Origin of the sequence: Comamonas sp. E6, assembly GCF_001010305.1 — a bacterium.
Lineage (GTDB): Bacteria > Pseudomonadota > Gammaproteobacteria > Burkholderiales > Burkholderiaceae_C > Comamonas > Comamonas thiooxydans.
Genome location: NZ_BBXH01000009.1, coordinates 109133 through 126434, shown reverse-complemented (window position 1 = coordinate 126434; position 17302 = coordinate 109133). Strand labels below are relative to the sequence as shown.

At 61.0% G+C, this 17302-nt stretch carries 17 protein-coding genes; 9 read left to right on the top strand and 8 right to left on the bottom strand.

The features are described 5' to 3' along the window. Positions 1–291: 291 nt before the first annotated feature. Positions 292–2082 carry an acyl-CoA dehydrogenase gene (locus CSE6_RS08830; protein WP_059440347.1) on the bottom strand — a complete coding sequence of 597 codons (1791 nt, stop codon included), beginning with the start codon at positions 2080–2082 and terminating at the stop codon, positions 292–294. 484 nt (positions 2083–2566) lie between these two features. On the opposite strand from CSE6_RS08830, the gene CSE6_RS08825 reads away from it, so the two are divergent. The 3 genes from CSE6_RS08825 to CSE6_RS08815 all read left to right on the top strand — a co-directional run bounded on the left by CSE6_RS08825 (position 2567) and on the right by CSE6_RS08815 (position 4615). Further along, complete coding sequence (locus tag CSE6_RS08825) at positions 2567–3547, top strand: quinone oxidoreductase (protein ID WP_003062779.1); 981 nt, start codon at positions 2567–2569, stop codon at positions 3545–3547. Between the two features lie 92 nt (positions 3548–3639). Beyond that, positions 3640–4296 carry a DsbA family protein gene (locus tag CSE6_RS08820; RefSeq protein ID WP_003062781.1) on the top strand — a complete coding sequence of 219 codons (657 nt, stop codon included), beginning with the start codon at positions 3640–3642 and terminating at the stop codon, positions 4294–4296. Next, positions 4265–4615, top strand: coding sequence for a Rieske (2Fe-2S) protein (locus tag CSE6_RS08815; protein ID WP_050788931.1), 351 nt, complete (start codon positions 4265–4267; stop codon positions 4613–4615). The genes CSE6_RS08820 and CSE6_RS08815 overlap by 32 nt, the downstream gene beginning before the upstream one ends. Positions 4616–4742: 127 nt before the next feature. Here CSE6_RS08815 and CSE6_RS08810 read toward each other — a convergent pair whose 3' ends face one another. From CSE6_RS08810 to CSE6_RS08795, 4 genes are all read right to left on the bottom strand, one after another. Then, on the bottom strand, positions 4743–5855 hold the full coding sequence (locus tag CSE6_RS08810) for a porin (RefSeq protein ID WP_223305591.1): 1113 nt from the start codon (positions 5853–5855) through the stop codon (positions 4743–4745). A gap of 237 nt (positions 5856–6092) precedes the next feature. Further along, a complete protein-coding gene (locus CSE6_RS08805) occupies positions 6093–7145 on the bottom strand; it encodes a tripartite tricarboxylate transporter substrate binding protein (RefSeq protein WP_003062787.1) in 1053 nt (350 codons plus the stop codon). Between the two features lie 99 nt (positions 7146–7244). Continuing rightward, on the bottom strand, positions 7245–7847 hold the full coding sequence (locus CSE6_RS08800) for an alpha/beta hydrolase (RefSeq protein ID WP_059440346.1): 603 nt from the start codon (positions 7845–7847) through the stop codon (positions 7245–7247). A gap of 15 nt (positions 7848–7862) precedes the next feature. After that, complete coding sequence (locus tag CSE6_RS08795) at positions 7863–8774, bottom strand: TauD/TfdA family dioxygenase (protein ID WP_003062789.1); 912 nt, start codon at positions 8772–8774, stop codon at positions 7863–7865. Positions 8775–8884: 110 nt separating this feature from the next. Between CSE6_RS08795 and CSE6_RS08790 the strand changes: the two genes are divergently transcribed. Beyond that, complete coding sequence (locus tag CSE6_RS08790; protein ID WP_003062790.1) at positions 8885–9907, top strand: AraC family transcriptional regulator; 1023 nt, start codon at positions 8885–8887, stop codon at positions 9905–9907. A gap of 77 nt (positions 9908–9984) precedes the next feature. Here CSE6_RS08790 and CSE6_RS08785 read toward each other — a convergent pair whose 3' ends face one another. Next, complete coding sequence (locus tag CSE6_RS08785) at positions 9985–10983, bottom strand: tripartite tricarboxylate transporter substrate binding protein (protein ID WP_231879693.1); 999 nt, start codon at positions 10981–10983, stop codon at positions 9985–9987. Between the two features lie 770 nt (positions 10984–11753). Between CSE6_RS08785 and CSE6_RS08780 the strand changes: the two genes are divergently transcribed. Further along, on the top strand, positions 11754–12824 hold the full coding sequence (locus CSE6_RS08780; protein ID WP_003062794.1) for a 3-keto-5-aminohexanoate cleavage protein: 1071 nt from the start codon (positions 11754–11756) through the stop codon (positions 12822–12824). A 132-nt stretch (positions 12825–12956) separates the two neighbouring features. Here the strand turns inward: CSE6_RS08780 and CSE6_RS08775 are convergent, their stop codons facing one another. Beyond that, on the bottom strand, positions 12957–13895 hold the full coding sequence (locus CSE6_RS08775) for an MBL fold metallo-hydrolase (RefSeq protein WP_003062796.1): 939 nt from the start codon (positions 13893–13895) through the stop codon (positions 12957–12959). 96 nt (positions 13896–13991) lie between these two features. Between CSE6_RS08775 and CSE6_RS08770 the strand changes: the two genes are divergently transcribed. Further along, complete coding sequence (locus CSE6_RS08770) at positions 13992–14585, top strand: NUDIX domain-containing protein (protein ID WP_003062798.1); 594 nt, start codon at positions 13992–13994, stop codon at positions 14583–14585. Between the two features lie 233 nt (positions 14586–14818). Continuing rightward, positions 14819–15127 carry a metalloregulator ArsR/SmtB family transcription factor gene (locus CSE6_RS08765; protein ID WP_003053925.1) on the top strand — a complete coding sequence of 103 codons (309 nt, stop codon included), beginning with the start codon at positions 14819–14821 and terminating at the stop codon, positions 15125–15127. 61 nt (positions 15128–15188) lie between these two features. On the opposite strand, the gene CSE6_RS08760 is transcribed toward CSE6_RS08765, so the two are convergent. After that, positions 15189–15602 carry a DsrE family protein gene (locus CSE6_RS08760; protein ID WP_003062800.1) on the bottom strand — a complete coding sequence of 138 codons (414 nt, stop codon included), beginning with the start codon at positions 15600–15602 and terminating at the stop codon, positions 15189–15191. Positions 15603–15761: 159 nt separating this feature from the next. Here CSE6_RS08760 and CSE6_RS08755 point away from each other — a divergent pair, with 159 nt between their 5' ends. Continuing rightward, a complete protein-coding gene (locus CSE6_RS08755) occupies positions 15762–16754 on the top strand; it encodes an MBL fold metallo-hydrolase (RefSeq protein WP_003062802.1) in 993 nt (330 codons plus the stop codon). Beyond that, positions 16754–17245, top strand: coding sequence for a hypothetical protein (locus CSE6_RS08750; RefSeq protein WP_057092572.1), 492 nt, complete (start codon positions 16754–16756; stop codon positions 17243–17245). The genes CSE6_RS08755 and CSE6_RS08750 overlap by 1 nt, the downstream gene beginning before the upstream one ends. The last annotated feature ends 57 nt before the right edge of the window (positions 17246–17302 follow it).

Here is a 17302-nt window from a genome sequence, read left to right as displayed (position 1 = left end):
TACGACAGCTGCATCGATTACCTCGTTGCTTGTTACGCAAATCGCACGTATCTGCATTGCGCAGCCGTAGCCCATGGCTTCACTTCCTGGGTTGCACAGATCGCTTATTCCACCCGAGGCGCGTGTTTGCTCGCGTGAGCGATGGCCCCAGAGTCTGCCTGGCAACTGGCCCAGGTGCGTTGTAGAGATTCAAAAAAATAGCGGTCAGCGCTTTATCCATAAGCACCAGCCGCTATTTCCATGCATTTCCTGATGGGGCAGGGCATTGCCGCCCCGCCGTCAGGTGCAGGATCAGAACAGATCCATGGGCAATGCCATTACGCTGGCCGCGCCGTTGATCACAGCATCGGCCTGACCGGACACTCGGGTCAGGATATGTTCGGCATAGAACTGTGCCGTGGCCAGCTTGGCCTGCATGAAGGCCGTGTCCTGGCCCTTGGCCAGCAGCTCCTGCGCAGCCAGCACCGAGCGGCCCAGCTGCCAGCCGGCGATCAGATTGCCGGTGAGCATCAGATAAGGAACGCTGCCGGCATAGGCCGCATTGGGGTCGGCCTTGGCCTTGGCCACGATGAAGTCCACCACCTGCACAAAGGCCTGACGGGCCTGGGCCAGATTCCTGGCGACCGCCTTGGCCGTATCGGTGCCGCTGGCGATGAGAGCCGCCTCGGTCTTCTCGATCTGGGCGGCAATGGCCTTGGCGGTCTGGCCGCCATCACGTGCGGTCTTGCGGCCGACCAGGTCGTTGGCCTGGATGGCGGTCGTGCCTTCATAGATGGTCAGGATCTTGGCGTCGCGGTAGTACTGGGCGGCGCCGGTTTCCTCGATGAAGCCCATGCCGCCATGCACCTGTACGCCCAGGCTGGTGACTTCCAGGCCCATTTCGGTGCTGTAGCCCTTGACCAGGGGCACCATGAATTCATAGAAGGTCTGGTTGGCCTGACGCACTTCGGCGTCCGGGTGGTGGTGGGCGGCATCGTAGGCGGCAGCGGCGGTGGTTGCCATGGCGCGGCAGCCCTCGTTGCTGGCACGCATGGTCATCAGCATGCGGCGCACATCGGGGTGGTGGATGATGGTGGCGCTGGCCTTGACCGAGCCGTCGACGGGGCGGCTTTGCACGCGTTCCTTGGCGTAGGCCACAGCGTGCTGGTAGGACCGCTCGGCGACGGCCAGGCCCTGCAGGCCCACGGCATAGCGCGCTGCGTTCATCATGATGAACATGTATTCGAGGCCGCGGTTTTCCTCGCCCACGAGGTAGCCGATGGCTCCCCCGTTGTCGCCAAATTGCAGCACGGCTGTGGGCGAGGCCTTGATGCCCATCTTGTGCTCGATGCTGACGCAGTGCACATCGTTGCGCTTGCCCAAGGAGCCGTCCTGGTTCACGAGGAACTTGGGCACGACAAACAGGCTGATGCCCTTGACGCCTTCGGGCGCCCCCGCCACGCGGGCCAGCACCAGGTGGACGATGTTGTCCGCCATATCGTGCTCACCATAGGTGATGAAGATCTTGGTGCCGAAGACCTTGTAGCTGCCGTCGCCCTGAGGCTCGGCCCTGGTGCGCACCAGGGCCAGGTCGGAGCCGGCCTGGGGCTCGGTCAGGTTCATGGTGCCGGTCCATTCGCCGGTCACGAGCTTTTCCAGGTAGGTGGACTTGAGCTCGTCACTGCCGGCAGTGAGCAACGCCTCGATGGCGCCGTCGGTCAGCAGCGGGCACAGCGCAAAGCTCAGGTTGGCGCTGTTGAGCATCTCGATACAGGCCGCGCCAATGGTCTTGGGCAGGCCCTGGCCGCCAAAGTCCGCAGGGTGCTGCAGGCCTTGCCAGCCGCCTTCGGCATATTGCTTGAAGGCATCGGCAAAGCCGGGAGTCGTCGTGACCACTCCATCCTTGAAGGACGAGGGATTGACATCGCCGGGAACATTCAGGGGAGCGACCACGCCTTCGCAAAGCTTGGCGCATTCTTCGAGAACGGCCTGCGCGGTTTCCAGTCCCGCATCTTCAAAGCCGGGAATCTGGGCGACCTGCTCGATCTGGGCCAGGTGCTCCATGTCGAACAGCATGTCTTTGATGGGCGCTTTGTAGGTCATCGTCTCTGTTTCCTTGAATACTGGCCCGGCTGGCTGCCTGGCCTAGGTTGTGCCTTGGATTGTTGGGGATGTTGCCTGCCACGGATGGCAGGGGCTTCCCTCGACTTCATGTCCGGTGCCTGGCAAGAATGCCAGGTCCTCGCATTGGTTTGACGTTTACGTAAACGGAATGATTCTAGGGGCTGTGACGGGCTTGCCGCAGTCGCAGACGCGCAATATGGTGGCCAACGCTTGCGGCAAGCTTTCAATCAAAGAGAAACTTTATAGTTAACTTTTTTGACCTGGTGTTTACCCGTGGTGTCGCGTAAAGACAAGAGGGCGGCGCTCTCGGGAAATGTCCTGGAGCCGAATTCCCATAAATTCAGTCCAGTCTGAATGGAGGAATACCGGGGATATGGCCTAAGTCATTGATTCGTATTGCTTCTGTTCGAGGTGAGGCGGTGTGCCGTATCACCTTTCGATTGGTATCTGACTGGGAGTTTGTATGGCTAAAGTAATCCGTTATCACGAAGTTGGCGGCCCCGAGGTGTTGCGACAGGAAGACATTGAAGTCGGCCAACCCGGTCCAGGTCAGGTCCGTCTCAAGCAGGGCGCTGTGGCCTTGAACTTTGCCGATACCTATTTCCGCTCCGGTCTGTATCCCGCTCCTTTGCCCGCAGGCGTGGGCAGCGAGGCTTGCGGCACGATCACGGCCGTGGGCGACGGCGTGACGGATTTCAAGGTCGGCGACCGCGTGACCTATACCGGCGCGCTGAACACCATCGGCGCTTACGCCACGGAGCGCCTGATTTCTGCTGCCCCCCTGATCCGTCTGCCTGACAACATCAGCTTTGAAACCGCAGCAGCCATCACCATGCGTGGACTGACGGCGGCTTACCTGATGCGCCGCATCTGGGACTTCAAGAAGGGCGACACCATCTTGCTGCATGCTGCAGCCGGTGGCGTGGGCCTGCTGGTGTCGCAGTGGGCAAAGCTGGAAGGCCTGAACGTGATCGGCACAGTCTCCAGCGATGCCAAGGCCGAAGTGGCCAAGGCCAACGGCTGCGTTCACACCATCAACTACAGCCACGAAGACGTGGCCAAGCGCGTGCGTGAGTTGACAGACGGCGTGGGCGTGAATGCCGTCTTCGACAGCGTGGGCAAGGACACTTTCGAGGGCTCGCTCAACAGCCTGAAGGTGCGCGGGCTGATGGTCTGTCTGGGTACGGCTTCGGGCTCCATTGCGCCATTCAACCCGCAGATTCTGGCCGGCAAAGGCTCGCTCTTCCTGACGCGTCCTGCATCGGCGCATTACATCGCCGACCCCGCGGAGCGTGCAGAGCTGGCCAACGAACTGTTCGCCCATGTGGCCGAAGGCCGTATCAAGGTGGACATCAGCAAGCGCTATGCGCTGGAAGACGCCGTTCAGGCTCACCGCGATCTGGAAGCCCGCAAGATTGTGGGATCGGCCATCTTCACGCTCTGAGATACCGAAGGCAGCACTTCTGTATGAAAAGGGCTGAGCCATTCAGCCCTTTTTTGCATCAACCCCGGTGATTGCCCAAAGAAATAAATGCCATGACTCAAAGCTCTGCTGCAACGACATTGCAGGTCGACTTTTCGCTGGACCTGATCTGCCCCTGGTGCTGGATCGGTCTGCGCAATCTGCTGGCCGCCCGTGAGATGCTGCTGGCCAGATATCCCGACCAGCAGCTTGCAATCCATTGGCATGCAGACACTCTGCTGCCCCATATCCCGGAGCATGGAGTGCCTTACCAGGCCTTCTACGAAGCCAGGCTGGGCGGTCCCAGGGCCGTGGAGGTTCGCCGTGCCCAGGTGCGCTCGGCGGCCCATGCGGCGGGCCTGCAGATCAATCATGCGCTGATTGAAACCTTCCCCAGCACGCGCCTGGTTTGTGCGTTGGTCAACTACGCGCAGACTCTGCTCGATGGTGAATCCATGATCCGTTTTGTGGAGTCCATCTTTGCCGCTTACTTTGTGCAGGGCCGCGATATAGGCTCGGTCATGGTGCTGCAGCAGCTGGCGCACTCGGCAGCACTGGACTGGAATCCTTCCCGCTTTGATGCGCTGCGCTACCAAAGCGAGGCCGGCCATACCGGCGGCGTGCCGCATATGGTGTTCAACCAGCGTCTGCAGGTGACGGGCGCGGTGGCGCCCGCGGAGCTGCTGCGCGCCATGGAGCATGCCCGTGTTGCCGACAGCATCTTCGCCTGATACCGCATTGCTGGCCGCCGGTGCCGTGCGGGATTTGCCGCCTGGCGGGCGAAAGTTGGTCTTCACGCCTGGTGGCCAGAGCATCTTGCTGCTGAATGTCGAAGGCGAGTTCTATGCCTTGGAGAACAGCTGCCCGCATGCGGGTGCCTCCATGGCCGGCGGCAATTGCGATGCCCATGTGCTGAGCTGCCCCGCGCATGGACTCAAGTTCGATATCCGCAGCGGCAAGTGCACGGCATCGCCGCAGATGACGATTCCTCTCTACGAAGTTCTTGTCAGAGAGGGACTGCTCTGGCTCAAACCGCCTGACAACTGCTGATAAACCATCGAGCGCTGATGTGCATAGAAGAAGGCCCGCAGATTTTCTCTGCGGGCCTTCTTCTATGGTTTCAGGATTGATGTCCTCTGGCCGGCAACCGGCAGGCGCCGGTTGCCATGGATTGGACTCAGAACGTGTGGCGAATGCCGATGTCAAAGCCCGAGGCATTGCCGCCAGCGACTGGAATCGGGCCTTGCAGCGCGCCCGTGGCCACCGGCAGGTTGATGCTGCCGCGGTTGTCTACATAGGCATAGGTGCCGTAGAGTGCGGTGCGCTTGGAGAGGTTGTGCACATAACCCACTGCGTACTTGTTGGAGCTGCTGCCGCTGTTGTCATTGCGGTTCAGGCGCATGAAGCTCATGGGGATATTGCCGTTACCGACCTTCCAGATGGCACCCAGCTGCCAGTAGCGTACATGGTCGGCATTGTCCAGACCTGCCAGGCGGTTGCCAGTGCGGTGATCGGCAGCCAGAACCATGAGGCGGTGGCCCTCCCAGAGGTAGGATGCGGCGGCATTGATCTGTCTGTAATCGTCGGCCGCACGGTTCTTGGTGGACGTGATGGCGACGGCTGCATCCCAGTTGTCGCCTCCATAGCCCAGGCGTGCACCATAGACGCGGCCGTCCTGGCGGTTGGGGCCGGCATCGTTTTCACCGAATGCAGTCATCAACTGATAGAACAGGCCTTTGCAACTGGAGCTGGAGCAGCCGGGCGAGAAGTAGCCAATGCTGTTCGATGCCCGAAAGCCCGTCACAGTGGTGCCGTGCAGCACATGCAGGCTCATGCCCACGCCCAGGCGAAAGGGGTCGTAGTTGAACATGTTCCAGAAGGCGGGCACATAGTCGCGGCCCAGGCGTACCTCGCCCCATTGCTTGCTCTGCAGATAGACCAGGGCCTTGCGGTTGAAGCTCAGACCATTGCTGCTGCCTGCCCCCGAAGGCTGGTTGTTGGTGTTGGAGGCCTGGCCGGTGCCGTTGTCGGTATTGAGACCCGCTTCCAGATCAAAGCCGGCGGCCAGACCGTTGCCGAGATCTTCACGGCCCTTGAAGCCCAGGCGGCTGGCCTGATTGCCGCTGGAGGTCAGCATCTGACGCGAGCCTGCGCCAGCGCCGCGGTAATTGGATACGGCCATATCCACCACGCCATAGACCTGCACAGAGGATTGTGCCGAGGCCGCCAGCGGCGCCAGCGTGCATGCGAGAGCGCTCAGCGCATTGAAAGCCATTTTTTTTGTAGTCATTCATGTCTCCTTGAACCGTTGAAAAAAGATGCCTGGTGGCAAACCGACGAAAAACACAGCAGGGCAAGGCCGGGCCTGGGGATGGGTTAGGGCGCAGGCAAGCCCCCAGCTCTAATCCCGCCAAAGGACTGGAGCCGGGTGCGGCCGCCCACGGTGCCAAGGGTTGGCACTGGGCAGAGGTCTTGAATCAGATAAGTAATGGAGCAGCTTGAGGGCAACTGCTCAAGGACCCGGGCCTCAGTTTTCGGGCTTGTAGCCTATGGACTTGAGCAGGGCTGCCTGTTTGCGGCTGGCCTCTTTGAGGTCGGCTGTCATTTCTGCCGTGGTAAGGGGCTGGCCGGGCTCCATGCCCACCGTGGCGAGCTGTTTGAGCACGGCCTCCTTGCGGAAATGTGCCAGCGCCACGTCCCGCAGCTTCTGCTGGATGGCTGCCGGGGTTTGCGGGTGGGACCACAGGGCAAACCAGCCTGGTTTGGAAAGCTGGGGGTAGCCCAGCTCCGTGAAGGTCGGCACCTCTGGCAAAGTCTGCAGGCGGCTCGGGTAGACGACTGCCAGCGCCTTGATCTTGCCGCTGCGAATCAGGGGTAGCGAAGTGGTGACGCCATCGAACATCACCGGGATATGACCTCCCATGAGGTCCACCAGCGCAGGGGGCGAGCCCTTGTAGCCCACATGGCGCATATTGATCTTGGCCAACTGGCCCAGCAGCATGCCCGAGGTGTGACCTTTCAGGCCCGTGGCGTAGGAGGCAAAGTCCACGCCGTCGCGTTGCTGTCTGGCGTAGCTGATGAATTCGGGCAGGGTCTGGAACGGCAAATCCTTGTTGGCGACCATGACCAGTCCGGTGCGTGTGAGCTGGGCCAGCGGCGTCAGGTCCTTGAACGGGTCGAAACTGACTTTCTGGGCCAGGGGCGCCTCGCTCAGTGCTCCGTCCTGAATTACCAGAAAGGTGTAGCCGTTTTTGCCATGGGACTTGAGGTCCTGGATGCCGATGGCCCCCGAGGCACCGGGCTTGGACTCCACGATCACGGGCTGCTTGAGCTCTTGCTGCATGCCCTCTGCCAGCAGGCGGGCCAGGGTGTCAGCCGTGCCGCCGGCAGGCCCGGTGACGATCAGGCGTATGGGCCTGGTCGGCCAGTCCACGGTCTGCTCGGCCTGTGCGGGCAAGGCCAGGCTGGCGGCCACGGCCATGACGGCCAGGCCTAATTTCCGGCGCAGTGCGCAGGCTGTCGCGGTGCGAGAACCTGCGGTGTCCACTGAATTGCGTGAGGCGGGTGTCGTTGCCTTCATTGCTTGTCTCCTTCAATGGGGAGATCTGGCTCCCCATCTGCGCGCACCTTTTATATATTGTGGGTGGCTGCGCATTCATCGTGATGGTCTTCGGGCGGTTCAGGCCGTTGGCTCGGGCTGTCGGGCTTCGATCCGAGCCTGCAAATCCTCGATCAGCTGTTTTGCCTGCGGCCAGGGGCCATGGCCCGAGGCCGGGTTCAGGTGGCCCTGGGGGCCCAGCTCCACCAGCTCGCTCCCCCAGTCGCGCGCAAAGCCGCGCGCGCGCTCCAACGCGGTCAGCGGGTCATTGCTGCTGGCTGCCAGTAGTGTGGGAAACGGCAGGCGCTGGCGCGGGATGGGCGTCCAGCCGTGGGCTGCCAGCACATCCTTGGGGGGGTAGCCGGCAGGCATCTGGGTTTCCACATCGGCGGGGGCGGCCAGCAAGGCTCCTAGAATGGGACGGGCTCGGCGCAGCGCCCAGTGCGCGACCATCATGCAGCCGGCGCTGTGCGCCACGATGATGACGGGGCCGTCGATGCTGTCCAGTGCACGGTCGATCGCGTCCAGGCGGGCATGGCAGCTGAGCTTGTCCTGCTCCAGCGGTGGAACGGTGACGCAGGGGACGGACTGCGCAGTCAGCTCCTTTGCCAGCAGCGTCTGCCAGTGCTCTTCCACATGGTCGCGCAGGCCGGGGATGATGAGAGTCGTGTGCTTCAAGGTCATCTTCTGTCTCCTGGCTCAGTCCGTGGGGCCGCCGATGATGGCGGTGCGTTCCATCTTGCGGTGGCAGGGCTGGTAGTCCATCACTGCGTAGTGCTGGGTGGAGCGGTTGTCCCAGAAGGCTACGCTGTTTTTGCTCCATTTGAAGCGCACCTGGTACTCGGGAATCATGGCCTGGCTGGTCAGGTAATTGAGCAGTTGCGAGGAACCGGGCGATTTGTCCAGGCCGAAGCGCACATTGGCGGGTGTGTTGTAGTTGGTGAAATGGGTGGTGAAGCTGCTGTTGACGAACAGAATCTTCTCGCCGGTTTCGGGGTGGATGCGGACCACGGGGTGCTCGGCGTCGGGGTATTGGGCCTTGAGTGCCAGACGCTTTTCGATAGGCATGACGGCACCAAAGCTCGCTTCGATGCTATGGCGGGCACGCAGATGCTCGATCTTGACCTTGATGTCGTCTGGCAGGTTCTCATAGGCCATCACCATGTTCACCCACATGGTGTCGCCGCCCACTGGCGGGCATTCAACGCAGCGCAGCACGCAGCCCATGGGGGGCTGCTCGCGCCAGGTGGCATCGGTGTGCCATGAGTTTTCGTTGCGGTCCAGAGGGTTGTCGGGGGTCTTGTAGATCTGCACCAGGCCTGGGTGCTCGGGGTGGCTTCCCACCACCGGGTGGTCTTCCAGTTCGCCAAATTTGCGCGCAAATGCCACATGCTCGGCGCGTGTGATGTCCTGGTCGCGGAAAAAGATCACGCGGTGCTTGAGCAGTGCCTGGCGGATCTCGGTCATCAGGCCTTCGTCCTCGGCGGCCGCTCCCAGGTGAACGTTGGACAGCTCCGCACCGATGGAGCAGGTCAGAGGATTGACTTCCAGCGAGCGGGTCAAAGAGCTGGAGCGGATAAGGGCGGGTGCTGCGCCAACCTCGTTTTTCATTGGGAAGTCTCCTTATAGAATCAATGTCGCCAGTGTGAAAACTCCCCTCGATCGGCGCTTGTCATTACATGACTGGTGCTTTGCAATTAGTGCCAAGTTAGTGAAACCCCATGGCCTCTCTCGTTCGCGCCGCCTGCTTGACCAATTACGCCGAAGTCGCCCAGGCTTCGGGACTGAATGGCGCGCGCATGCTGCTCGATGCCGGCCTGAGCCCCGGTGTGCTCGACGAGCCGGATCTGATGATTCCGGTGGACAAGGTGGGGCGCCTGCTGCAGGCCTCGGCCACGCAGTCGGGCAATGAAAGCTTTGGTCTGTGCATGGCGCGCTCGCGCCTGCTGTCCAATATGGGGCCGGTGGGCCTGCTGATTCGCGATCAGGCTACGCTGCGCGATTCGCTGAACCTGCTGGTGCGTCATCTGGCCCTGCTCAACGGCGCCATGACGCTGGAGCTGGACGAGCAGGCCGACACGGTGCTGATCCGTGAGCTGTTGCTGGCCGGCCGTGCCCATGAGCCTACGCGCCAGCGCGTGGAGCTGGCGCTGGGCGTGATGGTGCGCGCCATTCGGCAGCTGATAGGTCGCGACTGGCAGCCTCGCATGGTGTGTTTCGAGCACGCCGCGCCCAAGGACCTGAGCATGCATCACCTGATGTTCGGCCCGCGCGTGGAGTTCAATCAAGAGTTCAACTGCATTGTTTGCGTCAAGGCCGATCTCGATACGCGCAACGAATTTGCCGACCCTGCCATGGTGCGCTATGCCCAGAAGCTGCTGGAGTCCGTGGCTCCCATGAGCGAGGAAGCAGTGCTGGACGATGTGCGCCGCACCATCTTGCTGCTGTTGCCCAGCGGGCGCTGCAGCATTGAGAAAGTCAGCGAGCACCTGGGTGTGGTGCCACGCACCATTCAGCGCCGGCTGACGGAAAAGGGGCAGAGCTTTTCCTCGCTGATGAACGATATCCGCAAGGAGCTGGCCGTGCGCTATGTGTTCGAGAGCAACCGCTCTTTGACCGAAGTGGCCGAGCTGCTGGGCTTTACGGCCCCCAGCAGTTTTTCACGCTGGTATCAGAGCCAGTTCGGCTGCAGTGCCAAGGACAGCCGTGCCAAGGCGCAGACCGAAGGCACGGGCGGCGCATAAAAAAGCGGGCCGAAAGGGCCCGCCAAACACACTACCAAAGTGCCACCCCAGGGAGAGGGCGGCTACGCCAGCGTCCTTCAGTTGCTGGCGATTCTGAGCTTGCTCAGAATTTTGCGGTTCTGCTCCACCGTGTTCAGCATTTTTTGTTGCAGCTCCGTCATCGTGCTGGGCTGGGGTGCGTCAAAGCCCTGGGTTTTGAGCTGCGCCTGAAACTTGGCGGATTGAGTCACCTTGTCCATTTCCTGGCGCACCTTCTGGATCAGGGCCGGGGGCGTGCTGCTCAGCACGAACAGTCCCACACTGGCATCGGGCAGCACAAAGTCGGGCATGTTCTGCTCGGCAAAGCTGGGCACATCGGGTAGCAGGCGCGAGCGGTTGGGCGAGACCACGCCCAGGGCCTTGATCTTGCCGGCCTTGACCAGCGGGGCTGCATTGGTCACCACTTCAAAGGTCAGTTGTACCTGATTGCCGATCAGGTCGACGATGGCAGGGGCCGAGCCCTTGTAGGGCACGGCGGTGATCTTGCCGCCGCTTTTCTCGCTCAGCAGCTCGCCCAGCATGTCCGAGCGGGTGCCAGGGCTCAGGTTGGCGATATTGATCGGGCCGGAGCTCTTTTTTGCATAGTCCAGCACTTCCTGAATCTTGTTGGGTGGAAAGCTGTTGTTGGCCACCAGCATATGCACCATGGAGGCCACATCCGAGACATAGGTGAAGGTCTTGTGCACATCGAACGGCGTCTTCACGGTAAGCGGAAAGTCGGTCCAGATGCTGGAGGGCGCAATCATCAGCGTATGCCAGTCGGCAGGTGCATTCATCACGGCGCGCTCGGCAATCACGGCCGATCCGCCGGGTTTGTTGTCGACGACCACGGGCTGGCCCAGATTGGTCTGCAGATGATCGGCCACCAGGCGCGCCACACCATCGGTGATGCCACCAGGAGGCGCAGGAACGACGAGGCGGATGGGTTTGACGGGCCAGGCGGATGCGGGGGTCTGAGCCTGTACGGCGGTGCTGGCCATTACGCCGACGCAAAGAATTGCGGCGCAGGAACGCAGGGTTCGAGGAATGTTTCGCATGTGTTGCTCCCTAAATGGAGTTGCTCAGATGGTGCTGGCGGGAGAGTCTGTGACCCGCCCATCTTCAAGAACGCAAGCATTCAGCGCTTGTCTTGCTGCGGCGCTATCGGCCCTGGCTCGCAAGACGCGAATCACGGGCATCACTTGCGGGCCGGGTGGTCCAGCAAAATTCACAGCGGTTGTCATTGATGTCTCCTGTCGTTTTTCATGGGGGGCAGACATTCGGCATGACGCCGATCTCTGTCTCGCAGGGGGCAGACCCAACGAATAGGTGATCCGCTGAATCTGCCGGCATGTCCCTGCGCTCTTGTGCTTGGGGTGTAGGAATGCACCAATTCATGATGGAGGTCCGCAAGTCCGGTGACTTGGCGTTTCATGCCTGCGACTTCGCATTTGATGACTGCAGTACTCCGCACTTACCCGATGTAGGGCTGCAGCCTGCATGGCTTCGATGCGTGCTTGAGGCGCGGTATGGGCGCCTTGCAATCGGAGCCGCGAGGAGGGGGAGGTCGCAGGTTGCCGATGGTGCGCGGCAGTCGCCTGGACTTTTGCAGTGCATGAACCGATGTCGTCTCTCTGTTGCCTGAGCCAATCACCTTCAGGCATGGTTTGCCGGTCTTGTCGCGTTTGAGAAAGCGCGTGTCTTGAAATGCAAAGTGGCATCTCGCACGGCATTTGATACTGGCTTCACGCATCGGCAATGGCCTGAAATCGGCTGATGCAGTTTGTCCAGACACTGATTTCTCGCACTCAAACCGGAGACAACAACCATGAACTTTCTTGACGGTCACCTGTATCCCGAAAACCAGCAACCGCTGATCATCACTGCAGCTCCCTACGCTCCGGGCTGGATTCCCTCGGACTTCCCCGAGGACATCCCCATCACCATGGAAGAGCAGATTCAGAAGGCCGTGGACTGCTATGAGGCCGGCGCCACCGTGCTGCATCTGCATGTGCGTGAAGACGACGGCAAGGGCAGCAAGCGTCTGTCCAAGTTCAACGAGCTTATTGCCGGTGTGCGTGAGCGTGTGCCCGAGATGATCATCCAGGTCGGCGGCTCCATCAGCTTTGCGCCCGAAGGCCCGGACGGCGAAGCCAAGTGGCTCTCCGACGATACCCGCCATATGCTGGCCGAGCTGACACCCGTGCCCGACCAGGTGACGGTGACCGTGAACACCACGCAGATGAACGTGACCGAGCATGCCGGCGAAGACGACTTCCGCGGTGTCTCGCGCGGCTTCCCGCATCTGCACAAGACCTACAAGGACATGATTGTTCCATCGAACCCCAGCTTCGTCGAAGAACATATCCGTCGCCTGTCCGAAAAGGGCATCCAGAGCGCCTTCCAGGTCTACAACATCAACAGTTTCGAAACCATAGAGCGCATGATCCGCCGTGGCGTCTACAAGGGGCCGCTGGTCATGAACTGGGTCGCCATCAGCGGCGGCATGGACCAGGCCAATATCTACAACCTGGCCAATATGCTGCGCGCCGTGCCCGACAACGCCATCGTGACGGTGGAAAGCTCGGTGCTGAACGTGCTGCCCATCAATATGATCGGTATGGCCCTGGGTCTGCATGTGCGCTGCGGTATCGAAGACGTGCTGTGGAATCAGACCCGCACCGGCAAGATGAGCACCGTGGAGCAGATCAAGCAGCTGGTGCGCATTGCGGGCGAGTTCGGTCGCCCGATTGCCACGGCCCAGCAGGCCCGCGAGATCAAGCAGATCGGCGTGTTCTACGAAACCGCCGATGAAACCCTGGCCAAGAACGGCTTCGCACCCAACCGCAAAGGGGCCAACCAGGGCTTTCTGCGCAAGCCCATGGAAGCTGTGGCCTGAGTCTCAAAGCCCGGGTGACCGGGCCCGGCTGATCTAGCCGCTGTGCGTTTGTCACGCTTGCCTGGTGGATGCGTGGCCAAGCGCCTGCCACCGCCGACTTCCTTGAGAAGTCGGCTTTTTATTTCTCTGGATTCAAGCCCGCAGATAAAGGTCTTCGCCGCGCACGTTGCGCTCCTGCAGGATTTCTCCGACCGCCAGCAGCTCATCCAGATGCTGGGAAATGCTGCGCGTCTCGGCCCCCTGTACCCAGGGCGCATCAAAGCCTTGCGGGTAGAGCAGGCGCTGCTCCACCATCTGCGAGAGCGTCATGGGCCGCTGCGCCAGCCATTCGAGAATGCGCGCACCGCGCTCGTCAATGACCGCAGCAAAGCGCTTGAGGTCTCGAATAAACGCCTCGCGTTCCGTGTAAATGCCCTTGTGGTGCGAGGTCACCCAGACCCGGGCATCGATCTCGGGCAGCCGCGCCAGGCTGCGGCGAAAGTCCGTCAGACAGGAGCAGGCATCGCCGTAATAAGGGCCGAATCCTGTCAGGTCGATATCGCCGATAAAGGCAACACCTTCGGGCTCGATCAGCAGCACGGTATGGCCTGCCGTATGGCCAGGCATATGAATGGCGCGAATCTGCGACTGACCCAGCTCCCAGACGGCTCCATCCTCGTAGCCCCTGGCATCGGGTCTGGGGGCGTAGAAGAATTCGCTCTCCAGCTTGCTGCGCATGATGCCGGCCTGAGCCGAATCAGCCCAGCCAAAGGTGGCAACCAGGCCCTCCCAGCTTTGCAAGGCCGCCAGATCGCCCGCGTGAGCAAAGACCTGCGCGTCTGGTAGGCGGTGCAGGCCGGCCATATGGTCCTCATGCACATGACCCATCACCACCAGCTCGGTGGCATCGAACTCGGCCCCGATATGGTTGGCAACGATAGGCGTATCCAGCGCTGCCAGCGTATCGCTGCCGCGAGTCATGACCTGGTTGCCGTCCGGATACTTGCCACCCTTGGCGCCGCGAAACACCGTCACGCGGCCAAACTGGTGGCGCTGTATGTCTGTCTGGGCTGTGTCGATGGGATGCATCATGGTCTGAGTGGAGGAAAGTGAAGCCGGCTTCTGCGAAGATTAAAACCTTGGATGTATTTGCGCTGTCACCACAGCGCTTTGAAAGACGAGTCGGAGATGACCCAACAAGACAAACAGGCTCAGGAAGCCCATCTGATCGAGCACCCCATCAAAAGCGAGCTGGTGCACCAGGGCAGTTTTCTGCAGGTGAGGCTCGATACCGTGCGTCTGCCTCATGGCGGGCAGGCCACGCGCGAGTATGTGGTGCACCCCGGCGCCGTGGTGGTGATAGGCCTGCTCGACAATGGCCGCGTGCTGCTGGAGCGGCAGTTTCGCTACCCCGTGGGCCGGGTCATGACGGAGTTTCCTGCAGGCAAGCTCGATGCGGGCGAGCAGCCGCTGATCTGCGCTCAGCGCGAGCTGCTGGAGGAAACCGGCTACAGCGCGCGGGAATGGGCCTATGCCGGCCCCATGCATCTGGCGATCGGCTACTCCGACGAAGTCATTCACATCTTCTTCGCGCGCGGCCTGACTGCGGGCGAGCGCCAGCTCGATGCCGACGAGTTTCTCGATGTCTGCAGCATGACGGCTGACGAGCTGCTGGACGGCGTGCGTAGCGGCCAGGTCACCGATGCCAAGACCTTGAGCTGCTGCCTGTGGCTGCAGAACGTGCAAAGCGGTGCCTGGCCTCTGGAGTGGAAGCTAGCTTGATTTTTTGATAGCTGCTTGCGTATATTGGCAATGGGTTTCAGCTATGAAAGTTCCTGAAATTCATAGCAGTCAGGCGCTGGCTGCTTCTTTTTCGGGATTGCCTGATGCCTATCAGTGTTTGTCGTCGGGTGATGACAGGCGCTGCATGACCTTCCTATAAACTGGTGCCATGCACCATGGCGTACCACCTCTATTTGAGGGTTGCCGTCTGAAGCGGTGTTCAGGAGTGTTTCATGGAATCGTCAGAGCTTGAGGATGACAGCGTTTTCGAGAGTGCGGCCGAGCTGTTCAAAGCCATGGCTGCGCCCATGCGGCTGAAGATCATCAGCGCGTTGTGCAACGGAGAAAAAAACGTCTCCGAGCTGCTGGCTTCCATAGACACGACCCAGCCCAATATGTCTCAGCATCTGAACACGTTGTACCAGTCCGGCATTCTGGGCCGCAGGCGCGAAGGGGTCAGCATCTACTACTTCATCGCCAACGAGAAGGTCGTCCATATGTGCCGCACCATCTGCGTGCAGATTGCCATCGAACAGAACTGACGGCTTGAGCCCAAAAGAAGAAAAGGCGCACCAGGCGCCTTTTTTCATGGCCGTATGTGGTTCAGGGCTTGAGATAGACAAAGCCTTCTTTGGCCTGCAGGCGTGCGACTTCGGCCACACCGGAGGGGACGACCGAGGCCTCCATCAGCAGGCTTGAGGCATCGAGCTTGCGCGTTTGCAGCGTGTTGTTGCAGACCTTGAACTCCACGCCGCGCCCCACCAGTGCGCTGACCTGGCCGCTGAACTCGCGGCCCTTGCTGTCCTTGGCATTGTTCAGCAGAAAGTCTATGCCTGGCCCATGGGTGACCACCACGATCTTGTCCGTGGGCGAGGCATTGAGTTCGTTATTGATATTGGCGAGTATGGCGGCCGCTGTTTCCACGCCGGTGTTGACGTGATAGACCACTTTCACATCCTGAGCGGCGGCAATCGCCGTACACAGGGCAAAGCTCAGGGCAAGGAACTGGCGCTTCATGGAATGTCTCCTGTGGTGTCTATGGGAATCAGGGAAGATGCCCTTGGTTAAATATTGCCACTTGCTTATATTAACGATGACGCAAACATTCAAAAATAGGGCAAGCGCTAGTGGCGACATGCAAGCATGACGCGCTGCCCATGCAAGGGAGACAAAGCCATGACAAGCTGGGCAGGAGCTGCGCTGAGGAGCTTTGTGTGGGCAACGATTGCAGCGACAGGTACAGCGGCCGCGCATGATGCAGCCCCCAGGTCGCTCATTCCGCAAGCGGTCAGCGCGCCCGTGATGGAGTTGCAACAGGTGGCTGCCAATGTATTTTTTGTGCAGGGCGTATCGGCGCTGGGCAGCCCGGCCAATCGTAACTTCATCTCCAATGCGGGCTTTGTCATCACCCATGACAGCGTGGTCGTGATCGATGCGCTGGGTTCGCCCGCACTGGCCGAGGAGCTGGTGCAGAAAATCCGTACGCTGACGCCCAAGCCCATCAGCCATGTGCTGCTGACCCACTATCACGCCGACCACATCTATGGCCTGCAGGTGTTCGAGGCCCTGGGCGCAAAAATCGTGGCCCATGCCCAGGCGCGTGAATACATCAACTCCGAGACCGCGCATCTGCGGCTCGAGGCTTCGCGCAAGGATCTGGCGCCCTGGGTCGACCAGGGCACGCGCCTGGTGCCGGCGAGTCAATGGGTGTCGGGCGACAGCTCCACGCTGAAGGTGGGGGGCGTGGACTTTGTGCTGCAGCACATGGGGCCCTCGCATACGCCGGAGGATACGGCGATCTTCCTGCCGCAAAGCGGTGTGCTGTTCATTGGCGATGTGGTGTTTCGCAACCGCATTCCCTATGTGGGCCAGGCCGACAGCCGCCACTGGATTGCGGCGCTGGACGAGTTGCTCAAGCTGCCTGTGAAGGTCATGGTGCCGGGCCACGGCCCGGCCTCCGAGCAGCCGCGCCAGGACATGCAGCTGACGCGAGACTATCTGCACTATCTGCGCGAGGCCATGGGCAAGGCCGCAGCCAATCTTGACCCGTTTGACGAGGCCTATCAGGCGACGGACTGGTCCAGGTTCTCGGCTTACCCGCTGTTCAAGGAAGCCAATCGCATGAATGCCTACAACACCTTTTTGCTGATGGAGCAGGAAAAGCCGTGATGGAAACAGCCAGCTCCTTTCGTGCCCGCAGAAGACTGTGCTTGCAGCTGCTGCTGGCGGGGGCGGCCCCGGCGTGGGCGGCGCTCGATGCCTCTGAGCGCCTGCTGCCCACCAGCCAGAGCCTGCAGCACGACCTGGCCTTGGCGCTGGCCCGCAAGCAGCCGTTGGTGGTGATGGCAAGCCTGCATGGCTGCCCGTTCTGCAAGATCGTGCGCGAACATTACTTGCTGCCGTTGCAACAGTCCGGGGCTTTGGTGACTCAGATTCATTTTCTGTCACGTGAGCCTTTGCAGAGCTGGGATGGCACGGCGACCACGCATGACGACATGGTCAGGCAACTGGAGATCGAGGTTGCTCCCACCGTGCTTTTTCATGGAGCAGGACGACGGGAAGTGGCTGATCGCCTGATTGGCAGCTCCATCCCCGATTTTTATGGCGCTTATCTGGATGAGCGTATGAAGACTGCCCGGGCAGCGGTGCAGGGGCGTTGAGCCGGGTATGGATATCGCTGTTCCTGTTCAGGAATAACGAGGGTTAGCGCGGGATCT

What these genes read in the sequence shown, in the direction of transcription:
- CSE6_RS08830 (WP_059440347.1), bottom strand. Translation starts at nt 2,082, where the DNA reads ATGACCTACAAAGCGCCCATCAAAGACATGCTGTTCGACATGGAGCAC.
- CSE6_RS08825 (WP_003062779.1), top strand. Translation starts at nt 2,567, where the DNA reads ATGGCTAAAGTAATCCGTTATCACGAAGTTGGCGGCCCCGAGGTGTTG.
- CSE6_RS08820 (WP_003062781.1), top strand. Translation starts at nt 3,640, where the DNA reads ATGACTCAAAGCTCTGCTGCAACGACATTGCAGGTCGACTTTTCGCTG.
- CSE6_RS08815 (WP_050788931.1), top strand. Translation starts at nt 4,265, where the DNA reads ATGCCCGTGTTGCCGACAGCATCTTCGCCTGATACCGCATTGCTGGCC.
- CSE6_RS08810 (WP_223305591.1), bottom strand. Translation starts at nt 5,855, where the DNA reads ATGACTACAAAAAAAATGGCTTTCAATGCGCTGAGCGCTCTCGCATGC.
- CSE6_RS08805 (WP_003062787.1), bottom strand. Translation starts at nt 7,145, where the DNA reads ATGAAGGCAACGACACCCGCCTCACGCAATTCAGTGGACACCGCAGGT.
- CSE6_RS08800 (WP_059440346.1), bottom strand. Translation starts at nt 7,847, where the DNA reads ATGACCTTGAAGCACACGACTCTCATCATCCCCGGCCTGCGCGACCAT.
- CSE6_RS08795 (WP_003062789.1), bottom strand. Translation starts at nt 8,774, where the DNA reads ATGAAAAACGAGGTTGGCGCAGCACCCGCCCTTATCCGCTCCAGCTCT.
- CSE6_RS08790 (WP_003062790.1), top strand. Translation starts at nt 8,885, where the DNA reads ATGGCCTCTCTCGTTCGCGCCGCCTGCTTGACCAATTACGCCGAAGTC.
- CSE6_RS08785 (WP_231879693.1), bottom strand. Translation starts at nt 10,983, where the DNA reads ATGCGAAACATTCCTCGAACCCTGCGTTCCTGCGCCGCAATTCTTTGC.
- CSE6_RS08780 (WP_003062794.1), top strand. Translation starts at nt 11,754, where the DNA reads ATGAACTTTCTTGACGGTCACCTGTATCCCGAAAACCAGCAACCGCTG.
- CSE6_RS08775 (WP_003062796.1), bottom strand. Translation starts at nt 13,895, where the DNA reads ATGATGCATCCCATCGACACAGCCCAGACAGACATACAGCGCCACCAG.
- CSE6_RS08770 (WP_003062798.1), top strand. Translation starts at nt 13,992, where the DNA reads ATGACCCAACAAGACAAACAGGCTCAGGAAGCCCATCTGATCGAGCAC.
- CSE6_RS08765 (WP_003053925.1), top strand. Translation starts at nt 14,819, where the DNA reads ATGGAATCGTCAGAGCTTGAGGATGACAGCGTTTTCGAGAGTGCGGCC.
- CSE6_RS08760 (WP_003062800.1), bottom strand. Translation starts at nt 15,602, where the DNA reads ATGAAGCGCCAGTTCCTTGCCCTGAGCTTTGCCCTGTGTACGGCGATT.
- CSE6_RS08755 (WP_003062802.1), top strand. Translation starts at nt 15,762, where the DNA reads ATGACAAGCTGGGCAGGAGCTGCGCTGAGGAGCTTTGTGTGGGCAACG.
- CSE6_RS08750 (WP_057092572.1), top strand. Translation starts at nt 16,754, where the DNA reads ATGGAAACAGCCAGCTCCTTTCGTGCCCGCAGAAGACTGTGCTTGCAG.